Origin of the sequence: Halorubrum rubrum, assembly GCF_024494685.1 — an archaeon.
GTDB classification, from domain to species: Archaea; Halobacteriota; Halobacteria; order Halobacteriales; family Haloferacaceae; genus Halorubrum; species Halorubrum rubrum.
Genome location: NZ_JANHDM010000004.1, coordinates 40642 through 56641, shown reverse-complemented (window position 1 = coordinate 56641; position 16000 = coordinate 40642). Strand labels below are relative to the sequence as shown.

At 65.8% G+C, this 16000-nt stretch carries 17 protein-coding genes and 2 pseudogenes; 10 read left to right on the top strand and 9 right to left on the bottom strand.

All coding sequences use genetic code 11. From position 1 onward, the window contains the following. Positions 1-59: 59 nt before the first annotated feature. Positions 60-1271 (bottom strand): glycosyltransferase family 4 protein, encoded by a 1212-nt coding sequence (locus tag NO889_RS05965; protein WP_256411369.1) that lies wholly within the window; start codon positions 1269-1271, stop codon positions 60-62. Positions 1272-1282: 11 nt separating this feature from the next. Further along, positions 1283-1459, bottom strand: a pseudogene (locus NO889_RS05960) (glycosyltransferase family 1 protein); the annotation flags it as partial. Between the two features lie 351 nt (positions 1460-1810). On the opposite strand from NO889_RS05960, the gene NO889_RS05955 reads away from it, so the two are divergent. Then, positions 1811-2362 carry a hypothetical protein gene (locus NO889_RS05955; protein WP_256411367.1) on the top strand — a complete coding sequence of 184 codons (552 nt, stop codon included), beginning with the start codon at positions 1811-1813 and terminating at the stop codon, positions 2360-2362. Here the strand turns inward: NO889_RS05955 and NO889_RS05950 are convergent, their stop codons facing one another. Continuing rightward, on the bottom strand, positions 2363-2869 hold the full coding sequence (locus tag NO889_RS05950; protein WP_256411366.1) for a GbsR/MarR family transcriptional regulator: 507 nt from the start codon (positions 2867-2869) through the stop codon (positions 2363-2365). Positions 2870-3012: 143 nt separating this feature from the next. Between NO889_RS05950 and NO889_RS05945 the strand changes: the two genes are divergently transcribed. Continuing rightward, complete coding sequence (locus tag NO889_RS05945; protein WP_256411365.1) at positions 3013-3357, top strand: ArsR/SmtB family transcription factor; 345 nt, start codon at positions 3013-3015, stop codon at positions 3355-3357. A 600-nt stretch (positions 3358-3957) separates the two neighbouring features. Here the strand turns inward: NO889_RS05945 and NO889_RS05940 are convergent. Continuing rightward, the gene (locus tag NO889_RS05940) at positions 3958-4749 is read right to left on the bottom strand and encodes a CPBP family intramembrane glutamic endopeptidase (RefSeq protein WP_256411364.1); all 792 of its coding nucleotides are present in this window, start codon (positions 4747-4749) and stop codon (positions 3958-3960) included. Between the two features lie 302 nt (positions 4750-5051). On the opposite strand from NO889_RS05940, the gene NO889_RS05935 reads away from it, so the two are divergent. Then, positions 5052-5462, top strand: coding sequence for an ArsR/SmtB family transcription factor (locus tag NO889_RS05935; RefSeq protein WP_256411363.1), 411 nt, complete (start codon positions 5052-5054; stop codon positions 5460-5462). Continuing rightward, on the top strand, positions 5459-5782 hold the full coding sequence (locus NO889_RS05930) for a DUF7521 family protein (protein ID WP_256411362.1): 324 nt from the start codon (positions 5459-5461) through the stop codon (positions 5780-5782). Before NO889_RS05935 ends, NO889_RS05930 begins: the two co-directional genes overlap by 4 nt. 271 nt (positions 5783-6053) lie before the next feature. On the opposite strand, the gene NO889_RS05925 is transcribed toward NO889_RS05930, so the two are convergent. Continuing rightward, a complete protein-coding gene (locus NO889_RS05925; protein WP_256411513.1) occupies positions 6054-6218 on the bottom strand; it encodes a M48 family metalloprotease in 165 nt (54 codons plus the stop codon). A gap of 215 nt (positions 6219-6433) precedes the next feature. Here NO889_RS05925 and aglF point away from each other — a divergent pair, with 215 nt between their 5' ends. Then, a complete protein-coding gene (gene aglF / locus NO889_RS05920; protein ID WP_256411361.1) occupies positions 6434-7198 on the top strand; it encodes a UTP--glucose-1-phosphate uridylyltransferase AglF in 765 nt (254 codons plus the stop codon). Between the two features lie 107 nt (positions 7199-7305). On the opposite strand, the gene NO889_RS05915 is transcribed toward aglF, so the two are convergent. Further along, positions 7306-7746: a hypothetical protein gene (locus NO889_RS05915; RefSeq protein WP_256411360.1), complete on the bottom strand. Its 441-nt coding sequence runs from the start codon at positions 7744-7746 to the stop codon at positions 7306-7308. Continuing rightward, on the bottom strand, positions 7743-8261 hold the full coding sequence (locus tag NO889_RS05910) for a DUF7342 family protein (RefSeq protein ID WP_256411359.1): 519 nt from the start codon (positions 8259-8261) through the stop codon (positions 7743-7745). The genes NO889_RS05915 and NO889_RS05910 overlap by 4 nt, the downstream gene beginning before the upstream one ends. Before the next feature lie 78 nt (positions 8262-8339). Here NO889_RS05910 and NO889_RS05905 point away from each other — a divergent pair. From NO889_RS05905 to NO889_RS05885, 5 genes and pseudogenes are all read left to right on the top strand, one after another. Next, positions 8340-8549 (top strand): annotated as a pseudogene (locus NO889_RS05905) (UTP--glucose-1-phosphate uridylyltransferase); the annotation flags it as partial. Positions 8550-8629: 80 nt separating this feature from the next. Then, the gene (locus NO889_RS05900; RefSeq protein ID WP_256411358.1) at positions 8630-9775 is read left to right on the top strand and encodes an NAD(P)/FAD-dependent oxidoreductase; all 1146 of its coding nucleotides are present in this window, start codon (positions 8630-8632) and stop codon (positions 9773-9775) included. Between the two features lie 381 nt (positions 9776-10156). Continuing rightward, on the top strand, positions 10157-10300 hold the full coding sequence (locus NO889_RS05895) for a hypothetical protein (RefSeq protein WP_256411517.1): 144 nt from the start codon (positions 10157-10159) through the stop codon (positions 10298-10300). A 48-nt stretch (positions 10301-10348) separates the two neighbouring features. Further along, positions 10349-11281, top strand: coding sequence for an NAD-dependent epimerase/dehydratase family protein (locus tag NO889_RS05890; protein WP_256411357.1), 933 nt, complete (start codon positions 10349-10351; stop codon positions 11279-11281). 124 nt (positions 11282-11405) lie between these two features. Further along, positions 11406-11909, top strand: a complete 504-nt coding sequence (locus NO889_RS05885; RefSeq protein ID WP_256411356.1) for a hypothetical protein — start codon at positions 11406-11408, stop codon at positions 11907-11909. Between the two features lie 279 nt (positions 11910-12188). Here NO889_RS05885 and NO889_RS05880 read toward each other — a convergent pair whose 3' ends face one another. After that, complete coding sequence (locus NO889_RS05880) at positions 12189-13820, bottom strand: hydantoinase B/oxoprolinase family protein (protein ID WP_256411355.1); 1632 nt, start codon at positions 13818-13820, stop codon at positions 12189-12191. Then, entirely contained in the window at positions 13817-15919 is a 2103-nt protein-coding gene (locus NO889_RS05875; protein ID WP_256411354.1) for a hydantoinase/oxoprolinase family protein, read from the bottom strand. Before NO889_RS05875 ends, NO889_RS05880 begins: the two co-directional genes overlap by 4 nt. Between the last annotated feature and the right edge of the window lie 81 nt (positions 15920-16000).

Sequence of the window (16000 nt, the reverse complement as noted above, 5' to 3'; positions counted from 1 at the left end):
ATTCGTTGTATCGATGAACCCGGAGAGCGGATTTAAAAGCTCGTATTCGTCGTTTTGGCTCAACCACTACGTTCGGTGATAGTCGCGAAATACTCCTCAGCGATGGAATCCCAGTCGAAATGTGCGTTGACGTACTTCCGTCCCGACGCTCCGAAGTCCCGTCGCTCGTCGGGATTATCACGAAGCCGTTCGGCCGCGGAGACCAGTTCGTCGCTGTCGTCGGGTTCGATAGCGATTCCGGCATCGGCATCCGTGAGAATTCGCTTCGCCTCCCCTCGAACGCCGAGAATAACCGGAAGTTCGGCTGCCATGGACTCCAGAAGCTTCGACGGGATCACGGTCTCGAAGATCTCGCGAGGCTTCAGATGGACGAGAGCGACATCCGACTTCTGAAGGATGTATGGGACCTCTTCCTTCGGACGACGCCCAGTAAAGGTCACGTTGTCGAGGTCGGCTGCTTGAGTTTCGAGCGACTCCCGCTCCGCTCCGTCTCCGACGATCACGAACTGAACGTCGTCAAGGTTTGGAGCGGCGTCCAACACGATCGAGAGGCCATGAGCTCGACCGATCGTGCCGACGTACGAGATCGTGAACTCTTCATCGAGATCCTCCAACACGGACGTTTCGTTTTCCTCGACATCGTAAAACGCCAAGTCGATCCCGTTCGGATGGAACGAGATCTTCGATCGATCGACGTCACAGTGCATAATAGGGTCGATGAACGCCTTCGACACGACGACGAGATGATCTGAATGCCGGTAGAGGAACTCCACAGTACGTTCTAGAGACCAGATCACGAGCTTGTTGTCGAAGTCGCTGACGGCCAGGATAGATTCAGGCCATAGATCGCGAACCTCGAACACGAACGTCGCTCGTTTGACACGCGCGATGACCCACGCAGAGACGCCCGTGAGCGGTTGCGGCGACGTCGCGATCACGACCGACGGAGAGGTGTATCGAATCCCGACGAGCATCGATATCAGCATGAACCAGACGAACTTCAGACTTCGACGAAGTAGATTTCCACTTGACGATGTGATGGTCTTCGTGTAGTAGACGTCGATGTCGTCTCGTTTCTCGTGTCGTAACCACTGGTTCTCGTAGCCGTCGTAGATATCTCCCTCCGGATAATCCGGTGCGCTCGTCAGAACCGTCACGGACGCCTCCTCCGACCACCGCTTCGACAGTTCGTCCCATCTCGTCTGGGACGCCCCCGTTTCCGGCGGGAAGTACTGTGTTACGACGAGGATCGATTCGGATGCGTCCGTCATGCTTCCAAACCACCGTCTCGCTGATCTATCTGTGTCTCGACCCGCGGCAGCGACTCGTCCGCCCGCGTCGTGAGCACGGTCACGTCGTGACCCATCGCGGCCTGGTCTCTCGACATCGCGTGGACGTGGTAGTCCCCGCCGCCCTTCGTGTCGGGATAGATCCACGGCGCGACCCGGAGGATTCGCATTACGCCTCCCTACCGAACGCCCGCAGACAAACGTACCGGTTCGGACCGCTCCCGAGCCGCACCGCCCGCGTGCGGTCCGACCGCTAACCTGACGGCTTCGCGGGGACGCCGGATCCGTCCACGACGTGTACGGCGACCTCCCGTGTTCGAACGACACGAACACACCACGGTTTCGAGCGAAGAGGACCGGAGGAACGCCCGGAAACGCGGAATCCGACGATCTCCAACTCCGGTGAACGACCCCGTCGAGGACCGACCACCGAACCGCTTCACGGCGGAGAGAGCCCACGGATTCACTCGCGGGGTACCGACATCGAAGTTACTTTGCTGATTCGACGAGTGGCGCACATAATGGCCACCTACGAAGCGTTTGACCAGGGCGTAGAGGTGAACGGTCGAACGGTCCTGACGATCGTCGAGAAGGCAATGGGACGCTTCTCTGACGCCTATCGGGAGCGGGCACTCTACGCACTTGCTGCCGAAGGGATCACCGATCCCGAGCCCGGCGTGTGGTATCCGCAACAGACCTGGTTGAACGCCTTCGAGACGATCGCTGAGGAGTTACAGCCGCACGTCCTCGATCGGCTCGGCGAGCAACTCCCGACCGTCGCTACATGGCCGAACGACTTCGATACCGTTCCCGACGGACTCCAGTCGATCGATACGGCCTACCAACGGAACCACCGCGGTGGCGACATCGGCTACTACGAGTTCGAGCAGACGGAGGATCGGGCCGGCGAACTCACGTGTTACGATCCGTACCCCTGTCCGTTCGACCGGGGACTCGTCCGTGGCGTTGCCAAACGGTACGCGTCCGTCGACGCGTTCGTCTTCATCGAAGAGACCGGTGAGACGTGTCGTCGTGACGGGGACGATGTCTGTACGTACACCGTGTACTGGTGACTAGCGATCGTAGGATTCGAGCGCGTCTCGGAGTTCCGCGGCGGTGAACTCCGACACGAGCGAGAGTATCTCCTGGAGGTCTTCGTAGGTGTCTCGAAGCTCTTCGATCCGTTCGGCCTCGGGTTCGCTGTCGTCCGGTAGCTGTGCTTGCGCGCGTTGAATCGTACGGAGCGTCGTTTGGATCTCCCGTTGGACGTACTGTTGGAACACGTCCTGGAGGATGAACCAAACCTCCCGCTCGGCCGTATACTGCACGCGTCGTCCGCCGCCCTTCGACGACCGACGACGGATGAGCCCGACCCGAGTTAGCGTTCGGGTGACGTTGCTGATCGTCGATTTCGCGTACCCGGTCTCATCGACGAGTTCCGGGATCGAGAGCGGCTCTTCGAAGAAGTACAACACGCCATAGATACGGCCTGCACTCCGGCTGAGACCGTAGACTTCCGCCGACTGCTCCATCGACTCGATTACGCGCTCACGCGCGACGGCGCGCTCGTCCTCACTCATAGGTGTCTGTCGTCCCCACTACGTGATGGGCAGTCCGTCGAGTCATACGTCGAGTACGTATTTCGTAAGCATTAAACGATTTGATTTGTTTGTTCGGAGTAAGCCGAATAAACTGAACAACCTGGTTCCAGCTTATCAAATCTATGGCAAGCGCCTTCCCACATCAACCGCCAGTCACCCACACTCCTCGTGAGCGAACGAACATCGTCATCGACCGAAACGAGACGACCGACGTACTCCAAATGCTGTCCTCCAGGTCAGCACAGGAGATCTTGGGGACGCTCACATCGGAACCGAAGACGGCCTCCGAGATCGCCGAGTCGGTCGACCAATCGGTACAGAACGTCTCATACCACCTCAACCGACTTTGTGAAGCGGAACTCGTCAGACCGATTGAAACGTGGTACTCCGAGAAGGGTCGAGAGATGACGGTCTACGCGCTCGCCACCGAACGACTCGTCGTTCGGTTTCACGACGACTCCGAGTGACCGATCGGATACGCTCGAGAAACAGGAACCGTGCGACGATGACGCTCGATCTGACGTCTACCGTTATCGGTTCGAGCATCGCTGTGACCGCCCTGAGCATCACGATGGTCGGATGTTCACGCCGGCACGGAATGCTCGATGACACGGTGTCGTTCCCGGTACCCGTCGTCTCGTTGACATCCTCCCCGCGCTGAAGCGCGAGGATTCCCACGGCACTGCGCCGCTGAGTTGGGATATTGTGGGTTACGACGTGACCTGTTCTTGAGGCGCGAATGCGCCAGTTTCCGTGTAACGGCACTGATCGCCGTCTCGGTTCTCACCGCTGGGGACACGCCTGCGGTTTTAGTTGCCGTCGCCGGGGCGGCCCTCGTGGACGTCGGCTGTACCGTCAGCTACGTTCAGCGGTCGATCGACCGTTGACTCCCGTTCACGTTCGCCGACGACGATCGCGGAAGGCGAGCCGATGGACGACGGCGACACGTCGGATCGTATCCGCAATTCCAGCTCGGAGTTAGCGGGGTCGCCCGTCGGTCCGGTATCGCGGCACTCGGCGTCGAGTCCGTTCTGCTTGGTGGTGGACCACGCCAGGACGACTGGGACCTATCGACGCGCGTGTGCTCCCTGATCGAGATCGCCACCGCGGGTCGAATCCCGATCGGGAGCGTAGACGGACGATACTCTCACTCCGAGACGGTCGTACTGAATCGTCAGATATCCGGTCGTGAGGGCGGCGATGAGTACGACCGCCCCGACGTTGATGAGCCCTGAGACGCCGACGAGTCGTGTCGGACCGGTGAATTCCGGACGGAGCACCGTGGAAGCGATCGCCGCGGTCTCCGGCCGGACGTTGCTCAACCCGTAGACGTTGTTGAACGCGAGGTTCGTCGCGAAATGAAGACCGACTGGAATCGCCAGCGAGTCGGTCATGACGTACGCACTACCAAGAACCGTTCCCATCAACACCCAGAACCCGAGCGCCGGCAACGAGGTCGCCTGATCGACGTGAACGACGCCGAAGAGCAGCGAGGACGCAACGAGTCCAGCCAGTACTGCGCCGCGGTCGGAGACCCGTCGTGTACGGAATCCCTCCGCGGCGTTTCTCAGTATGAGTCCTCGAAAGAGCAGCTCCTCCCAGACGCCGACGAACAGGAACTGACCGACGAACGCGATCAGAGCCAGGCCGAAGGGGAGCGCGTTCTCGGCGGTGCCCGGCGACAGCACGGCCGAAACGTGTGCCCACCCCGCGGTGAGATGTACCGCGAGCGCCAGTCCCCACGCGAGGAACGCGACGACGACACCGACACCCGCGTCCCGTACCCATTCCGGTCCGACGTCCAAGCCGTACTCGGTGAGTCGGCGGCGATCGACGTACCGAGCCCAGATCGCGGCCACGGAAAGCACGGTACCAACCGCGAATAGGTTCCGAGCGAACCCCAGTGCCGATGGCGGGAGATCGCTGTTTGCGAACAGCAGACGTGGAAGCACCTGTGAGCCGGTTGCGACGAGCACGAACGCACCGAGAATCCGCCAAAGCGCACGGAAGCGGCGTTCTGAGCGGTTCCAGAACGGGACGAGTAGCATCCGCGTAGCTCGGTCGGAGGGGGCGTCCGCATCGCGGGGCATGTTCGACTTCGGCATCGATACCGAACCCGACGCGAACCGTCTCAAAGAACGCGACCGCCTGGTTTCAGGGAGTGAAGCCAGCCACAAGCGAAACCACGCACCGAACGGTTATGGGAAACGGGATAGATGTGGCAGACGTTGTGTCGGACGGATCGGACGCGGCGACGCTCGCAGCCCTCCTCGCGGACGACTGTGCCCGGCACATTCTCATCGAAACGAGAACCGATCCCTGTTCGGCGTCCGAGCTCAGTACGCGACTCGACGCGTCGGAGCCGACGATCTACCGCCGACTCGAACGCCTCAGAGAACACGACCTCGTGTCGGAAGAGATCAAGCCGGTTACGGACGGGAAGAACTACAAAGTGTACCAAGCCCAACTCCACAGCCTCACGCTGGAACTCACCGACGAGGGCTTCGAAACGACGGTCGCCCGTCGCGAGCGGATGGCCGACCGATTCACGCGCTTCGTCGAAAACAGATGACCACACGTGAACTACTGCTCCAGTCGATCGATCTCGATACGCTAAGCCGTATTCGAACCTACAGTGAATTGATCTCCGTCGCGCTCGGCTTGGCGATCAGCTACCTCGCGTACCTCGGCTATCGCCGGAATCGAAGCCGACCGATGCTGTTCATCGCGCTCGGATTCGCGCTCATCCTCGGTGTCCCAGGCGCCGCTCTCGTGATCCTGCGATTCTGGCTCGGCGTGCCGGTACCGATCGTTAATAGCGTCGGGCAACTGAGTGAACTCGCGGGACTCCTGGCGATCCTCTACGGACTGTGGATGCCGCGACGCGCCTGACCCAGCGATTACGGATGAGACGAGGAAACACGTCCCATCCGTCGTTGGGCCGTTCGGACGGTTCAGGTCGCGTCCCGTCAGGGCCGTCGCTCTGGGGGTGAGAGCCGTCCGTGACTGTGCTCGTATGTAGCGAGCCGTTCGAGGCGGTCGTCCGTTGGTGGGTGTGTTCCGAAGAGCCATCGTTCGAGGCGGAAGTCGTGTGCGAAGCCACCAGTACGACGGCGCTGTGTCGCCCTCTGGGCCGAGCGTGACCGTTTCGAGTGCCGCCGGTTCAAGCGGGAGGATCGACGACGATCGCGGCCCACCCCGGACTCTCGACGTCCGCGAGTCGGGACCCGAGTCCGTTCGCGGGAACGACGGGAAGTGAGACGACCGCCATCACCGTCGCGTCCCGGTTCGTGGCGTGGGCGAGTTCGTGGGCGAGTACGGCTTCCAGTTCCGCGGTGTCGTCGAGGGAGGTGACACGGCCGGGCGGCCACCGACCACGACGAGCGGGCGAACCGGAGTCCCGTGACGTGGCGGCGTCCGTGGGTGGAGACCCGGAACTCCCGTCGCGCGGGATTCCTAGGGTTCAGGAACGGGAGGATGTCAACCGAGCCCCGAATTGGGAAGGCAGAATCCTTATGATTGCCTGAACTGAACTGTCGGATCATGAAAGCCGTCGTACTCGCGGCCGGGAAGGGCACGCGCCTCCGACCGCTCACGGAAGACAAACCGAAGGGGATGGTCGAAGTGAACGGCAAACCCCTCATCACCCACTGTTTCGACCAGCTCATCGACCTCGGCGCGGACGAGCTCATCGTCGTCGTCGGCTACATGAAGGAGGTCATCATCGACCACTACGGCGACGAATACGAGGGCGTCCCGATCACCTACACCCACCAGCGCGAGCAGAAGGGGCTCGCGCACGCGCTCCTCACCACCGAGGAGCACATCGACGACGACTTCATGCTCATCCTCGGCGACAACGTGTTCCAGGCGAACCTCAAGGACGTGGTCCGCCGCCAGCGCGAGGACCGCGCGGACGCCGCCTTCCTCGTCGAGGAGGTCCCCTGGGAGGAGGCCTCCAGGTACGGCGTCTGTGACACCAACCAGTACGGCGAGATCACGGACGTCGTGGAAAAACCCGAAGAGCCCCCGAGCAACCTCGTGATGACCGGCTTCTACACCTTCTCGCCCGCGATCTTCCACGCGTGTCACCTCGTCCAGCCGTCGAACCGCGACGAGTACGAGATCAGCGACGCGGTCGACCTCCTCATCCAGTCGGGCCGCACCATCGACGCCATCGGCCTCGACGGCTGGCGCATCGACGTCGGCTACCCCGAGGACCGCGAGGAGGCCGAACGTCGCCTCAGCGGGGACGCCGAGGCCGCCCCCGACGAGTCCGCGGAGGAAACCGTCGAATCCGACGCGTAGCGCGTCGGCGACGGGAGCGACTCCGCGGGAGTTCGAATCGTCTTCGCCGTCGTCCGTGAACGCGCGAGGCTCCCACGGCACCGAGTCGCTGATCGGGGCGGTTCCGTCTACGGCTCCCCGGTGTAGTCGGGAATCACGTCGGTGAAGAGTTCCTCACAGCACTCCCAGAGGAGTCTCGGGGGAGACGCCGCTTCGAACACGACTCCTTCGTATTCTGGCGTTTCCATCGGAGCCGTCCGGTACTGAAAGTGCACCGCGCCGAGGTCGTCGTGATCCTCGTCTCGATGCCACCCGCAATGGAACCCCGCGTTCGGATCGGCGTAGTCGATCCTGAACTCGTCGTGGGGCGGAGTGAGCTTCCAGTGGACCTCGAGCTGCGGTGGCTCGGGTCCGGTCGGCGGGACGACCCGCTGTGGATCGACCTCGGCGGCGAGGTACCGTTTCTGGATCGCGTCCGGTTCGAACCGGACGGAGGCGACCTCCGTCTGGCGTACCAGCACGTCCTTGAGCGTCCGATAGAGGGCCTGATTCTCCGTTCCGGCGGTCATGCGGACGCGGAGCGCCGGTCGTCGGGGAAGCGATCGTAGAGGCGGAGCGCGTCCTCGACGAGACGCCGGCGCGTCTCGAGGTGGTCCCACTCACGGGCCGCTCGTCGACGGTCGCGTTCGTCCGTGACGTCGTCCGTCCGGCCGAGGCTCGCGCGGAGTTGGTTGGCCGTTTCGACGTCGTATTTCGCCTTCCACGTCCGGATCTGCTCGTTCATCTCCTCGAGGCTCGCAGCGAGCTCGTCGGGTGAGTGTTCGTCGTAGAGTTCGCGCATCTCGAGGAGGTACTGACCGATCAGGTCCGGCTCGTACGTCGTCCGCTGACCGCGTGTATCCGAGCGGAGTTTACCGTCGTCTACGAGACGGGAGAGGTACTTCGTCGCCGTCTCGTGGGCGACTTCGGCCTCCGTGGCGATCCAGTTGGCCGTTCGAGGTTCGCCGACGGTGAGTGCGACCGCCTCGACGCGCTCGGCCGCCGACTGACCGTTACTCCAGCTTCGGGGCGGTTGGTCGTTCATAGCCCTCTATACAGTATCTATGTAGAAATAAGTTGAGGTGATTCGAATAATTCTATATCCTGTGGTCGGCTCACCGTTCATCTCGTCGGGCCCTCGAACCGCGACGAGTACGAGGTCTCCGACGCGATCGACCTCCTCATCCAGTCGGGTCGCACCATCGGCCTCGACGGCCGGCGCACCGACGTCGGCTATCCCGAGGACCGCGAGGAGGCCGAACGTCGCCTCAGGGGGGACGCCGAGGCCGCCCCCGACGAGTCCGCGGAGGAGACCGTCGAATCCGACGCGTAGCGCGTCGGCGACGAGACGAGCGATGTCACGGATTTCCGTCTCGTTACTCTATAAGTGAGCCGCGCACGACCCTCCACGCCATGTACGACGCGATCGTCGTCGGCGGGGGCATCGTCGGCTCCTCGGTCGGCTATCACCTGGCGCGCGCGGGAGTCGAAACGCTGCTCGTTGACCGCCGCGATGCGGGTCGGGCGACGAGCGCCGGCGCGGGCATCGTCTCGCCGGGCACGAGCAGCCGCACCGACGACGACGACTGGTTCGCGTTCGGGACCGACGCCGGCGACTACTACCCCGAGCTCGTCGACCGTCTCTCGACCGACGGCGTGAGCGACACGAGCTACGGCCGGGTGGGCCTGATCGCCGCCGCGGTCGACGACGACGAGCTCGCCCCCTACGAGGAGGCGACCGCCCGGATCGAGGCGCGTCGCGACGACCTCCCGAACGTCGAGGAGATCGACCCCGCGGCGGCGACCGAGCGCGTCCCCGCCCTGGCGGAGCCGCAGCGGGCCTTCCACGTCCCCGACGCCGCGCGCGTGAACGGGCAGGCCTTCGCGAGCGCGCTGCGCGAGGCGGGCCGGACCCACGGCCTCGAGACCGCCGACCGCGACGTGACCCGGATCCGAACCCGAGAGCACCCCGGTAGTCGAGACCCCCGCGTGACCGGCGTCGAGACCGCCGACGGTTCGCGGATCGACGCGGACCGGGTCGTGGTCGCCGGCGGCGCGTGGTCGCCCGCCTTGGGCGACGACCTGGGCGTCGACGTCCCCGTCGAACCCAAGCGCGGGCAGATCGTCCACCTCGACCTGCCGGACGCCGACACCGGCTCGTGGCCGGTCCTGAAGGGCTTCCGGCACCACTACGTCGTCCCCTGGCCGGACGGCCGCCTCGTCGCGGGCGCGACCCGCGAGGCCGGGAGCGGCTTCGACCCGCGGGTCACGGCCGGCGGCCTGCGGGAGGTCCTCGACGAGGCGATCCGGCTCGCCCCCGGCCTCGCCGACGCGACCGTGATCGAGCACCGGGTGGGGCTTCGCCCCGTCTGTGCCGACGGCGTCCCCGCCCTCGGTGCCGTTCCAGATGTCGAGGGCGCGCACCTCGCGACGGGGCACGGCGCGACCGGGCTCACGCTCGGCCCCTACAGCGGGAAGGTCGTCGCCGACCGGATCACCGAGCGGATGCCTGTCCCCGACCGCGTCAGCGTGGCGCGGTTCGCGGACGCGTCGAACTGACGGTGGGTGCCCGAGAGACGATCCGAGCCGGTTCGCTCGCGGGGTCCCCCAAAACTAAGATATTACCAAACTTGAGGCGAGAATGCCCCTTCCTCCACGAGCGAGTATCGCGAGCGAGTAGGGAGGGGATGAATCGCCGCACACCAGTACAAACCATTAAATCGACATATCTCTAATCAAGAGACAGCGATGGAGTACAGTCACCGCTACCACGCCTACCCAACACAAGAGGTAGCGGAGCGGCTTGACTACCACATCGACGTTCATCGCCAAGCGTATAAAACGGTCCGTGGCGTGGAGCTGTCGGGAACCCCGGAGCGAACTCGTCGAGCCTTGGTCGAAACCGGTCCGGTGTCGGTCACACGGGACGGTGACGAGACGATGACCGAGTACGCGGCCGTCGTGGACGAGTTCAGCATTCACGACGGCCTCGTCGTCGCCAGCCATCGGGCACACGACACCGAGGCGGTCATCACAGCCGACGGGGTCATCCGCGACGCCGGCGTGACGACGCTCTGGGAGTGAGCCATCGAAACCGAAGTGGTAATCCATCGACCCCGACAACGCCCGTTCATGAACGGTCAACGCGTCCTCGTGACGGGCGGCGCGGGCTTCATCGGCTCGAACCTCGCGAACCGCCTCGCCGCGAACAACGACGTGATCGCCGTCGACGACACCTACCTCGGCACGCCCGAGAACCTCGACGACGACGTGGAGTTCGTCGAGGCCTCGGTGCTGGACGACGACTACCCCGCCGACGTCGACGTCGTCTTCCACCTCGCCGCGCTCTCCTCGCGTAACATGCACGAGTCCGACCCCCAGCGCGGCTGCCGCGTCAACGTCGAGGGGTTCGTCAACACGGTCGAGCGCGCTCGCGAGGAGGGCTGTGACACCGTCGTCTACGCCTCCACCTCCTCGATTTACGGCAGCCGCACCGAACCCTCGCCGGTCGACATGGACGTGGAAGCACACACCGCCTACGAGGCCTCCAAGCTCGCCCGCGAGCGCTACGCCGAGTACTACGCCAACCACCACGACATGAACGTGGCCGGCCTGCGCTTCTTCTCGGTGTACCAGGGCTTCGGCGGCAACGAACAACACAAAGGCGAGTACGCCAACACGGTCGCGCAGTTCGCCGACGCGATCGCGAACGGCGAGGCTCCCGAACTCTTCGGCGACGGCACCCAGACGCGGGACTTCACGCACGTCTCGGACGTCGCGCGCGCCTGCGAGCTCGCCGCCGACGAGAAGCTCACGGGGGTGTTCAACGTCGGCACCGAGGAGGCGTACTCCTTCAACGAGATGGTCGCGATGATCAACGACGCGCTCGGCACCGATATCGATCCCGAATACATCGAGTGCCCCTTCGACGGCTACGTCCACGACACCATGGCCGACTACTCCGCCTTCCACGACGCCACCGGCTGGGAGCCCCAGATCGGCTTCGAGGAGGGCGTCGAACGCGTCTGTCGACCCTACCTCGAGGACGCGACAGAGACGAACTAACGGGACTCGGCCGACGCCGAACGAGTACCGATCCGAACAACGTCAACTCGCCCGTCGAGCACCATCCGTGATCCCGCGAGAACCACAGTGAATTAACACACTCGAGCAAATCTCAACGGACGAGATGTACTCGTCGACGGATCCAACGGAACCACGAATCACGGATCTGTCGTCGATCGAGCCGGAGAACGTCAAGTTTCGGAACACGGAATTCTTAAAAAGCGACCGACATCGCTACGACAACCCACGTGACGTGTCGTTTATCGAACAGCGCCGGAATATATGGCGTGTTCGGAACGGGGACATTCGAAGGATCCTCGACGAATTCCCGACCGATCGACCACTCCCGGAGCAGTGCGCACTCTGGATGCATGCCGTCGTCGGGAAGCACTTCTTCGAGGACGCCAATCATCGTACTGCGATCGCGCTCCTCCGAAAGCTCCTCCGTGACAACGGGATCGATCCTGGATCGTGGCCGACCGATCGTATCGAGCACGTTCGCGACGAATCCCACGACGTGCGGAGGGAGATTCCAGCGATACGTCTCGACACGCTGTACCAAAAGGACGAACTGTACGAGGTCTGGTATCGGTTCTTCACCGATGTGCTTCCGAACGAGTACCGTTGAGTTACTCCGGGTCGTCCTCGTCGTCGTCATCTGCGAGCGCGTCGTACAATTCGGCGTGTTCTTCGACGTCTTTCGCCATGTCTCGCTCACTCTCCCAGTTCATCGTGCGTAACGATAGGTCGTGTAGTCATAAAAAGCGTTGCTGACGGACGGTTTAACGCTCTCATTTACTAGAGATATCCACGGGAAAGCCCCCAGTCCGAGGAATTTCTACCGTATATACGGAGATCCGCCGACATCCGTTCCGAAGAAGGACGGATCAGTCCACTCGCGTCGCCGTCACTCCTCGCCGACCTTCCCGTCGCGCCGGTCGCGCTCCCCCGCCTCCGGGTCGCGCTCTGCGGGGTCGCCGTGGCCGCCGCCGCCGGGCGTCCGGATCGAGACGGTCGACCCGGCCGCGACGTCGATTGAGGCCTTCGCGGGCACCGGCTCGCCGTCGACGAGGTTCTTCCCCATAGCTCCGTCCGCGCCGCCCGCCAGCCCCGCGGGGGCCGTCCGCCGGCGCTCGGTCAGAAGCGAGACGGTGGCGTCGGTCTCGACGGTGACGGTGCGTTCGAGCCCCAACCCGCCGCGGTACCGGCCGTCGCCGCCGCTCGCGGGACGCAGCGCGTAGCGCTCGACGCGGAGCGGGTACGCGGCCTCCAACGCCTCGACGGGCGTGTTGAGCGTGTTCGTCATCCCGACCTGGACGCCGTCCATGCCGTCCTTGCCGGGTCGGGCCCCGAACCCGCCGCCGATCGTCTCGTAGTAGGTGAACTCGCCCGAGCGGTCGCCGATGATCAGGTTGTTCATCGTCCCCTGCCCGCCGGCGGGGACGACGTCGGGGACCGCCGGGGCGAGCGCAGCGAGCGTGACGTCGGTGACGCGCTGGCTCGTCTCGACGTTGCCGCCGACGACCGCCGCGGGCGGGCGCGGGTCGAGAAGCGACCCCTCGGGCGCCGACACCGACACCGGCTCGTAACAGCCGTGGTTCGGCGGGATCTCCGGGTCGGTGATCGCCCGGACGACGAAGTAGACCGCGCTCTTCGCGACCGACAGCGGCGCGTTCAGGTTGCCCGCCACCTGCGCTGCGGTCCCGGAGAAGTCGACGGCGATCGACGCGCCCTCGACCGTCACGGTCGCCTCGATCGGCACGTCGTCGTCGGTGACGCCGTCGCCCTCGAGGACGTCCCGCGCCCGGTAGGTGCCGTCCGGGAGGTCGGCGAGCTCGGCCTCGACGCGCTCTCGGGAGTAGTCGATGACGGCGTCGAAGGCGTCGATAAGCGTCGACCCGTGTTCGTCGAGCAGCTCGCCGACCCGCTCTTCGGCACGCGCGTTCGCGGCGCGTTGCGCGCGGAGGTCGGCCTCGCGCTCGTCCGGCGTCCGGACGTTCGCGCGGATCAACTCGTACACCGCCTCGTTCGGCTCGCCGCCGTCGACGAGCCGGACCGCGGGCAGCCGGAGCCCCTCCTCGTATATCTCGCGGGCGCCGGCGGGCATGCTGCCCGGCGCGCTGCCGCCCACGTCGGCGTGGTGCGCGCGCGACACCGCGAAGCCGATCACCTCGCCTTCGGGGGCGATCGTCGACACCAGCGTGACGTCCGGGAGGTGCGTCCCGCCCGCGAACGGGTCGTTGAGGACGAACACGTCGCCCGGCTTCGGGTCCAGTTCGAGTACCGTTTCCACCGCGTCCGGCATCGCGCCGAGGTGGACCGGGATGTGTTCGGCCTGCGCGACCATCCGTCCCGACGCGTCGAAGAGCGCGGTCGAACAGTCCTGTCGCTCCTTGATGTTCGGCGAGTACGCCCCTCGGATGAGCACGTGGCCCATCTCCGTCGCGACGCTCTCCAGCTGGTTCCGGAGGATCTCCAGGGTCACCGGATCGATCCCGTCGACTCCGCCGTTCTCTCCGTGAGTCACGTCGTCGCTCACGTCCCGTTCACCTCCGCTATCAGCGCGCCGTCCGCACGGACCCGCACGTTCCAGCCCGGCGGGATCACGGCCGTGCTCTCGTCGCCCTCGACGACCGCCGGACCCGCGATCGTCTCGCCCGACGGTAACCGCTCGCGGTCGTAGACGGCCGCCCCGTGTATCCCGTCGTCGACCTGGGCCCCTCGAACGCCGTCGTCGGTCGTCTTCCCGACCTCGCCGACCTCGCCGAATGCCGCCCGACGGGTCCCCTTCCGCGCCTCGCCGGCGGTGGCGTACTCGAGCGACGGCGCGCTCCGGGAGACGGTCGCCGTCGCGCGGCAGTTCACGAGCGCGACCGGCTCGTCCGCCCGGTAGCCGTACGCGGACTCGTGGGCCGCCGCGAACGCCTCGCCGGTCGCGACGGGGTCGAAGGGGCGCTCCACGTCGACGGTGAGCTCGAAGCTCTGGCCGGCGTACCGGAGGTCGGCGGCGTACCGCACGGTCGCCGCGTCGGGGTCGCTCACCTCGGCGAGCAGCGCCTCGGAGAGCTCCGCGTACACCTCCTCGACGGCGTCGGGATCGACCGCCGAGAGCGGGCGCTGGTACGTCCGCACCGCGTCGCGCTTCTCGTCGGCCGCGAGCAGGCCGTACGCCGAGAGGACGCCGGAGGCACGGGGGACCACCACCCGGCCGATGTCGAGACCGTCCGCGATCGCGATCGCGTGCATCGGTCCCGCGCCGCCGAACGCGACGAGCCCGAACCGTCGCGGGTCGTACCCCCGTTCGACGGTCACCGACCGGATCGCGCGCGTCATGTTCGCGTTCGCGACGCGATGGACGCCGCGGGCGGCCGCGAGCGGGCCGTCCATGCCCGCTTCCTCGGCGAGATCCGCGAGGGCGTCGCGGGCGGCGTCCGGGTCGAGCGACAGCTCGCCGCCGAGGCTGGTGCTCGCGCCGACGTACCCCAACACGAGGTTCGCGTCCGTCACCGTCGGCTCCGTTCCCCCCTTGCCGTAGCAGGCGGGGCCGGGGTCGGCCCCCGCGGAGCGCGGCCCGATCCGAAGCGCGCCGCCGGCGTCGACCCACGCGATCGACCCGCCGCCCGCGCCGACCGTCTCGACGTCGACCATCGGCGTCCGGATCGGCCGGCCGTTGATCTCGCCCTCGGTCGTCCGCGCGGCCGCGCCGTCGCGGACGAGGCTCACGTCGCTCGAGGTGCCGCCCATGTCGAAGGTGACGAGCCCGGCCTCGTCGAACTCGCCGGCGCGCTTTCCGCTCTCCCCACCTCCGTCACCACCGCCGCCCGCGGCCGCCATCGCGCTCGCGCCCACGACGCCCGCGGCGGGCCCCGAGAGGACGGTCGTCACGGCGTTTCGCCTGACGGTGTCGGCGTCGGTGATCCCGCCGTTCGCCTGCATGATCCGCGGCTGCGGGACGCCGCGGTCGCGCGCGCGCTCCGTGAGCCGGCCCACGTAGCGGTCGATCGCCGGACCGACGTAGGCGTCGACGACGGTCGTCGACGTCCGCTCGTACTCGCGGAACTCCGCGAGCACCTCGTGGGAGGCCGACACCGGTACGTCGAGTTCCTCCCGGAGCGTCTCCGCCACGCGCGCCTCGTTCTCGGGACGCGCGTAGGCGTGGAGCAGCGAGACGGCGACGCTCTCGACGTCGGCCTCGCGGATCGCCGCGGCGACCGCGCGCACCTCCTCGTCGTCGACGGGGCGTTCGATCCCGTCGGCGGTCGCGCGCTCGTCCACCTCGAAGCGGCGGCGTCGGGGGACGAGCGGCGCGGGCTTCTCGGCGTCGAGGTCGTACAGCGACGGCCGGTCCTGTCGGCCGATCTCCAAGACGTCCCGGAACCCCTCGGTCGTGACGAGCGCGGTCCGCGCGCCGTTCTCCTCGAGGAGGGCGTTGACCGAGACGGTCATCGCGTGGGAGAACTCCGCGAGGCTCTCGGGGTCGATCCCGGCCTCCGCGCAGGCCTTCTCGATCCCGGCCATCACGCCCACGCTCTGGTCGTCGGTGGTCGGGACCTTCGCGGTCACGAGCGCGCCGTCGAGCGCCAGCGCCACGTCGGTGAACGTGCCGCCGACGTCGACGCCGATCCGTCGCTCCGCCATCTACGCCACCCCGGCGGCGGTCGGCCGCGCCGCCGTGCCCAGGATCTCGTCGCTGTGTCGTATGTGTTCCATGTGGATCGC

Coding starts and splice junctions, on each gene's coding strand:
- NO889_RS05965 (WP_256411369.1), bottom strand. CDS start 1,271: ATGACGGACGCATCCGAATCGATCCTCGTCGTAACACAGTACTTCCCG.
- NO889_RS05955 (WP_256411367.1), top strand. CDS start 1,811: ATGGCCACCTACGAAGCGTTTGACCAGGGCGTAGAGGTGAACGGTCGA.
- NO889_RS05950 (WP_256411366.1), bottom strand. CDS start 2,869: ATGAGTGAGGACGAGCGCGCCGTCGCGCGTGAGCGCGTAATCGAGTCG.
- NO889_RS05945 (WP_256411365.1), top strand. CDS start 3,013: ATGGCAAGCGCCTTCCCACATCAACCGCCAGTCACCCACACTCCTCGT.
- NO889_RS05930 (WP_256411362.1), top strand. CDS start 5,459: ATGACCACACGTGAACTACTGCTCCAGTCGATCGATCTCGATACGCTA.
- aglF (WP_256411361.1), top strand. CDS start 6,434: ATGAAAGCCGTCGTACTCGCGGCCGGGAAGGGCACGCGCCTCCGACCG.
- NO889_RS05915 (WP_256411360.1), bottom strand. CDS start 7,746: ATGACCGCCGGAACGGAGAATCAGGCCCTCTATCGGACGCTCAAGGAC.
- NO889_RS05910 (WP_256411359.1), bottom strand. CDS start 8,261: ATGAACGACCAACCGCCCCGAAGCTGGAGTAACGGTCAGTCGGCGGCC.
- NO889_RS05900 (WP_256411358.1), top strand. CDS start 8,630: ATGTACGACGCGATCGTCGTCGGCGGGGGCATCGTCGGCTCCTCGGTC.
- NO889_RS05895 (WP_256411517.1), top strand. CDS start 10,157: ATGACCGAGTACGCGGCCGTCGTGGACGAGTTCAGCATTCACGACGGC.
- NO889_RS05890 (WP_256411357.1), top strand. CDS start 10,349: ATGAACGGTCAACGCGTCCTCGTGACGGGCGGCGCGGGCTTCATCGGC.
- NO889_RS05885 (WP_256411356.1), top strand. CDS start 11,406: ATGTACTCGTCGACGGATCCAACGGAACCACGAATCACGGATCTGTCG.
- NO889_RS05875 (WP_256411354.1), bottom strand. CDS start 15,919: ATGGCGGAGCGACGGATCGGCGTCGACGTCGGCGGCACGTTCACCGAC.